Annotated in this window: 7 protein-coding genes; 3 read left to right on the top strand and 4 right to left on the bottom strand. The window is 39.3% G+C overall.

Annotated features, from left to right (window positions below):
* Positions 1-521 precede the first annotated feature (521 nt).
* A complete protein-coding gene (locus AC04Q1_RS17950) occupies positions 522-866 on the bottom strand; it encodes a hypothetical protein (protein ID WP_478365950.1) in 345 nt (114 codons plus the stop codon).
* A 105-nt stretch (positions 867-971) separates the two neighbouring features.
* Here AC04Q1_RS17950 and AC04Q1_RS17945 point away from each other — a divergent pair, with 105 nt between their 5' ends.
* Genes AC04Q1_RS17945 through AC04Q1_RS17935 form a run of 3 tightly spaced genes read left to right on the top strand, consistent with a single transcriptional unit; the run spans position 972 to position 3,728 of the window.
* A complete protein-coding gene (locus AC04Q1_RS17945) occupies positions 972-1,997 on the top strand; it encodes a Gfo/Idh/MocA family oxidoreductase (RefSeq protein ID WP_478365949.1) in 1,026 nt (341 codons plus the stop codon).
* 47 nt (positions 1,998-2,044) lie between these two features.
* Positions 2,045-2,821, top strand: a complete 777-nt coding sequence (locus AC04Q1_RS17940) for a M90 family metallopeptidase (RefSeq protein ID WP_478365948.1) — start codon at positions 2,045-2,047, stop codon at positions 2,819-2,821.
* Positions 2,822-2,837: 16 nt separating this feature from the next.
* Positions 2,838-3,728: a DUF6263 family protein gene (locus AC04Q1_RS17935; RefSeq protein WP_478365947.1), complete on the top strand. Its 891-nt coding sequence runs from the start codon at positions 2,838-2,840 to the stop codon at positions 3,726-3,728.
* Between the two features lie 67 nt (positions 3,729-3,795).
* Here AC04Q1_RS17935 and AC04Q1_RS17930 read toward each other — a convergent pair whose 3' ends face one another.
* The 3 genes from AC04Q1_RS17930 to AC04Q1_RS17920 all read right to left on the bottom strand — a co-directional run bounded on the left by AC04Q1_RS17930 (position 3,796) and on the right by AC04Q1_RS17920 (position 6,169).
* Positions 3,796-4,782 carry an alpha/beta fold hydrolase gene (locus tag AC04Q1_RS17930; RefSeq protein ID WP_478365946.1) on the bottom strand — a complete coding sequence of 329 codons (987 nt, stop codon included), beginning with the start codon at positions 4,780-4,782 and terminating at the stop codon, positions 3,796-3,798.
* Between the two features lie 157 nt (positions 4,783-4,939).
* A complete protein-coding gene (locus AC04Q1_RS17925; RefSeq protein ID WP_478365945.1) occupies positions 4,940-5,791 on the bottom strand; it encodes a hypothetical protein in 852 nt (283 codons plus the stop codon).
* Between the two features lie 3 nt (positions 5,792-5,794).
* Positions 5,795-6,169, bottom strand: coding sequence for a GntR family transcriptional regulator (locus AC04Q1_RS17920; RefSeq protein WP_478365944.1), 375 nt, complete (start codon positions 6,167-6,169; stop codon positions 5,795-5,797).
* Between the last annotated feature and the right edge of the window lie 14 nt (positions 6,170-6,183).

Here is a 6,183-nt window from a genome sequence, read left to right as displayed (position 1 = left end):
CTGTCAGATGTTACCATCTGACGCTTGATAAATTTTATATTTTTTCTTCCTTGTTTGGTGATGCCCTAACGGTAAAAGAGTATGAAGGTCAGGGATAAATAATTGTGCTGTCAGCTGTTACAAGCTGACACGTGATAAATTTTATGTTTTTTTGAAAAACAGCTTCCTGTGTGTATCGGTTCCGAAAGCCCCGCCATTCGCTTTACCTCTCTTCGTTCAGTGTCGCTGCTGTCCGGTTTAGTTACCAGGGATAGGGTTCTGCAACCTCAAATAGTAGCACGGAACAAATGGTTTAAACAGGATCCGATAGCTATCGGATGAAGCGGCATCCTCCCGATCCGATTTAAGCGCTATTATTTTATTTCTTGTGATGTGCTTGCTTCACAGGCTTCGTCGGATGGGGAGATATAGCGAAAAGCCCGGCTATCATTAAAAAATGCAGATAGCCTTTCTTTCCAAAAAGAAAAAGATATGTGCTTTTGTAACATGTCAGATGATAACATCCGACAGCACGGCAGCATTTATGAATAAATATCCTCAAAATAACTCACCACGAGCGATTTCATCAGCATTTCCTGCTCCAGCATGGTATATGGAGGAATGGCTTTAATTAATTTCCAGTGCGGCCAGCCGTCCTGGTCGAGGCCTTCTAATTCGTAAAAACCCATTTCACTCAATAAGCGGCAGGTTGCGATATGCATCAGTTCCTCTTTTTGGCGTTTGCTGTATTTCTTGGGCCCTTTGCCCAGTTCCTGAACACCGATCAGAAAAAGCATTACTTTTAAATCAGGGAAATCCGAATCAAATTCGGTTGAAATCTTTTCCTGTAAAATTTTCCACTTGGCATTAATCTCCGACGGCTTCATATGGAACAAAGATAGTGTAAAATGGTGTAAGGCTTAAGTAAAAGCTTTGCGGTTTTAACGTTAAAGCTTGAATCGTAATTGTATTTTTAGTTACATTTATAACCTATGGATACGAATATCAATAAAACAATTAACGCAGGTTTATTAGCTTACGGCATGTCGGGAAAGGTTTTTCATGCACCTTTTCTTCAGGCACACAGTGGTTTCAATTTTAAGGCAATAGTAGAGCGGAGCAGTAAAATTGCGGTTAATGATTACCCCAATATTACAAGTTACAACAGTGTTGATGAGCTTTTGAACGATACGGAAATAGAATTGGTGGTGATTAATACCCCAAACAACCTGCATTACGAACATTCGAAAGCCGCATTACGTGCGCATAAACATATCTTGGTGGAGAAGCCTTTTACGGCAACAACTGCCCAGGCCAAAGAACTTTTCGAACTGGCCGACAGTGTAGGAAAGCAGATTTTCTTTTATCAGAACCGCCGTTGGGATAGCGATTTTACATCGGTGAAAAAGGTACTCGAAAGCGGCAAACTGGGTAAATTGAATGAAATGCACCTGCGTTACGATCGGTACCGCAATGTAATCGGGCCGAAAGCATTTAAGGAAAATCCGGTAGAAGCCAGCGGACTTTTATACGATTTAGGTCCGCATCTTTTGGATCAGGTAATCAGTTTGTTTGGCAAACCTTTAAGTTTCCATAAAATTTTGGGTAAAAACAGGGTAGGTACCCTGGTAGATGATTATTTCTCGATCCAGTTAAGTTACCCTGATAGTGTAAATGTTTTTGTAACCTCGAGCATGTTGGTCGTAAACCCGCAACCAGGATTTATTTTACATGGCGTGAATGGAAGCTTTATTAAACAAAGAACCGATATTCAGGAAGAACAGTTGCTGGCAGGTATGAAATTAACCGATCCGGGCTATGGTATTGAGCCAGTGAGTAAAGATGGTCTGTTAACCACCATTGATGCCGATGGCCATAAAACCGAGGAGACAATCCCATCAGAAGTAGGAAGTTATCTGCCGCTTTTCGAAGCCGTTTACCAGGCAATAACCAACAATATACCTTATCCGGTTAGCCGTGAGCATATACTGACCCAATTAGAAATTATCGAAAGTTAAAACAAATCCAATCTGTGTCATCCCATTAATCTGTGTAATCCTTCTTTATGAACTCGCTGCCATTTGCCTACCTGATCCCTATCTTTCTGATTGCCTTATACCTTATCCTTAAAAAAAAGAAGGTGGCCATAGAGCCCTTAACGGATGTGGATAAGAAAATACTGGATGATTATGTAGGTTACTACCATAACCTCGATTCAACGGACAAACTTCGGTTTGAACAAAAGGTGGCTTCATTTTTTAGTACGGTTAAAATTGAAGCTGTAGGCTTGGAAATGACCACCCTAGACGAGTTACTGATCGCCTCTAGTGCAGTGATTCCGATTTTTGGTTTCGACGACTGGCAATACAAAAACCTCACCAGCGTTTTATTGTATCCGGATACTTTTAATAAGGATTTTCAGTTTGAAGAAGGTGGGGAGAGAAATATCATGGGCATGGTAGGCACAGGTTATATGAACGGACAGATGATTTTATCGCGTTCGGCTTTACGCCATGGTTTTTCTAAAAGCGCTGGGAAGGAGAATACGGCGATCCATGAATTTGTACACCTTTTGGATAAATCGGATGGTGCAACAGATGGCGTTCCGGAGAATTTAATTGCACACGAATATACTTTGCCCTGGATTAAAATGATGCATGAGGAGATGGAGAAAATTGAGGATAACAAATCGGATATCAATCCTTACGCCATCACCAACCAGGCCGAATTTTTTGCGGTAGTTTCAGAATATTTCTTTGAAAAACCTGAGTTATTAAAAGATAAACACCCTGAATTGTATTTCCAGTTAAGCCGCATCTTTGCGCAACAGCCCGCAGGTTAACATGATAAATTATCGAATGAAAATATTTGCAACGATCATCTGTAGCTTGATTTCAATTGGTGCTCTTGCGCAGAAGACCTATATACTGAAGCAAAATTATCCAACAGGTTATCGATACGATTTCTCGATTACTTCTGATCAGATCATTAACCAGAAAATTGGCGGTCAGGATGTACATTTAACCCAGAATATTGGAACCGATTATACTTTTGATATTACCGAAGGCCACAACGGCGAAAAGGATATTAAAGTAACATATAACAGGATTTTTATAAAATCTGTTGCGATGGGGAATACCATGACCCTTAATTCTGATGATCAGGATAGCACAAAGAAAAATCCGTTTAGCGGTTTGAAAGGTGCTTCTTTTTTTATGACCGTAACACCGAACGGAGGAATTAAAACGGTTGCAGGTATTGATAAAATGCTCGACAATATGGCGGTAAAGATGAGCAACGATACCAACCAGGTAAAGCAGATTAAAAATGAATTGGGTAAACAATTCAGCGCTGAAGTGGTAAAACAGACCATGGAATCGTCGTTTAAAATTTATCCCGATAGGGCGGTTAACATTGGCGATAGCTGGACGGTTGATACCAAAATGCAGATGAGCATGCCCATTGAAACGATAACAAAATACACCTTGAAAGAGGTGAAAGACGGTATTGCCATACTGAGTGTAAAAGGTACTTTGGTATCGAAAGGGACATTTGAAACCATGGGCAACAAAATGGAAACCGATTTAAGTGGGACCAATTCCGGAGAAACCTCCCTGGATATTAAGACAGGGATGGTGCTCAACAGTCACCTTCGTATTGAGCTGTACGGCAAAATGAAATCGATGGGAAAAGACATTGATTTTGAAATGCAGGGCATTAATAAAATCGTAGGGAAAGAGATTAAATAATATCTATACCTCGCAGATTTAATCCGGAGTTTGCCGTTTAAAAACCTGCGAGGTCTTTTTTAAGAAATTACAAACTCCCTGTTAACGCTACCAGAAATTCCGTTGGGATTTCTAGATGCGGAATATGTCCGCAGGCATCAAATTCGATAATTTTAGCACCAATAATTTTGGCTGCAGTCTGCTTTCCTAAAAGCCGGTACTGGCCGTGAAGTGCCTGTTGATCTGGCGTAAGCAAACCCTTACCAATAATCGTTTTATCTTCCTTACCTATAAACAAAACAGTAGGTACTTTTAAGTTCTGAAACTCGTATACCACAGGCTGTTCATAAATCATGGTGTAAGTTAATGCGGCAACTTTTGCCCATCTTGGATAATCGGCACTATTGGTTACCCCACCGGCAATATTCACCAGGTATTCATACTCAGGTTTCCAATAGGTAAAGTAAGAGCTCTGATAATATTTACGCACGCTTTCTGCAGTGGTTTTAAGTTCGGTTTGGTATTGTTGGGCGGTAGTGATGTAAGGAATAAATGTTTTATAGTCTTCCAGTCCGATTGGGTTTTCGAGCAAGAGCTTTACTGTCGTTTCGGGGTACATTAAAGCAAAACGGGTAGCGAGCATGCCACCCATACTATGGCCTAAAACAACTGTTTTCTGAACGCCCAGTGTATCTAATAACCTTTTGTTCCAGCTGGCCATTTGATGGAAACTGTAATGGATAAAGGCTTTGGATGATTTACCAAAACCAATCTGATCGGGTACGATAACGCGATAACCAACATTGGTTAAAGCTTTAATGACGTTTGTCCAGTAATAGCCTCCAAAATTTTTACCATGGAAAAGAATGGCTGTTTTTCCATTTGACGCTGAGGTAGGTGCAACATCCATATAGGCCATTTTAATATCCTGTCCTTCAGTATTAATCGGGAAATATTTAACCGGATAAGGATATTTTACATTATCCAGGGTAATGGATAGGGTATCTGTTTTTTGTGCTTGTACATGGCTAAAAACGAACAGGCTAAGGGCGAATAAAAGAAAATATCTCTTCATGATGGGGGTTGATGTGAAAACTAAAAAGCTCATTGGGCCAAGTTAAACTTTTGCCAATGACTTAGCTTAAAAATCATGCCCTTTTTACATAAGGACGAATAAAAGATATCGTAGCATAAAAAATCCCGATAAGATTTGGCTCATCGGGATTTGAAGATTATTTTTTAAAAAGCTGCTTAAGCAGCGGAGTTGGAATCTGTAACGTGGTGGCATCAGAAAAATCACCAGTGAAGCTTTTCACTTTAACGTTTTGCAATTTTACATGAGAGGTATCGGTTGTTTTAATGCTAAGATGATCGAACGGAAAGGGTTTGTTGTTATCATCATCGGTGCTTCCGACTTCAATCTCTGATTTATTTGCGGTAACATATAACTCTTTAAAAGCATTTGTATACCCGTTAAATGTAGTGTTGTTCAGGTTCAGATACAATTTTCCAATTTTGGTTGGATTAATCACACTGGTAACCTTTCCTTTGGCATCGTTGAATATAATATCGCCAGTTAAGAATAAACTTTCACTATGATCAACGTTAAGTGTTAAGGAATCTGCGTGGGCGCTAAATTCAAAAACACCTGATTTTGAAACTGAAACCTGATTGATCTTAGGACAATAAATCACAAGAACAACTTTCTCCATACCGTTATCATCATCAAAATTGTTAATGGTAGCTTGAAGCACCCCATTAGCATCTACTTCAAATTTTAGGTCTTTTTGAAATTTTTCGGGTACCTTAAGTCCGTATCTGCTGTCTTCCTTTACATAAAGCTGTACGTTAAGACCTTTGGCGTCCTTAATCTGAATGGCTTTGAATGGTGTTGGTATAGGAATGGTGATCCTGCCTTTCGATTTCTGATCGAAACCTGCGTCATTGATGTTTTGTGTCCCGAAATAGGTGTCCTCAACCTCTTTTTCTTTGTAATTCAGTTTTACATTGATCGCAACAACCACAATGGGTACAATGAGTAAAAGCGCTGCTAAGCCGATTAATAATTTATTACTTGTTTTCATATCCTAAGCGTTAAAATTTTCTTTTACAAATGTTTCATATTTGCTTTTTAATTCATCAAAGCCAATATTTAATAGATAGATGTTCCTAAATACTACAGGAAGTTCATCATCCATAAATAAAACTTTTCGATAGTTTTTTACATGGCCAATGGCATCATCACTTACGAAAAAACCGATGCCCCTTTTATTGTTGATGATATTTTTGTTCTGTAGCAGTTCGTATGTACGCATTACCGTGTTTGGGTTTACCTCCAGCTCAACGGCCAGTTCCCTAACTGAGGGTAGTTTTTCTTCGGCTTTCCATTTTCCTAACAAAATGTGTTCGCAAACATATTCTGCTATTTGAAGGTATATTGCCTTATTATCTCTAAATTCCATATCTATACCTTTTA

Source organism: Pedobacter humicola, from assembly GCF_056490705.1.
This window is presented reverse-complemented; position numbering and strand designations above follow the sequence as displayed.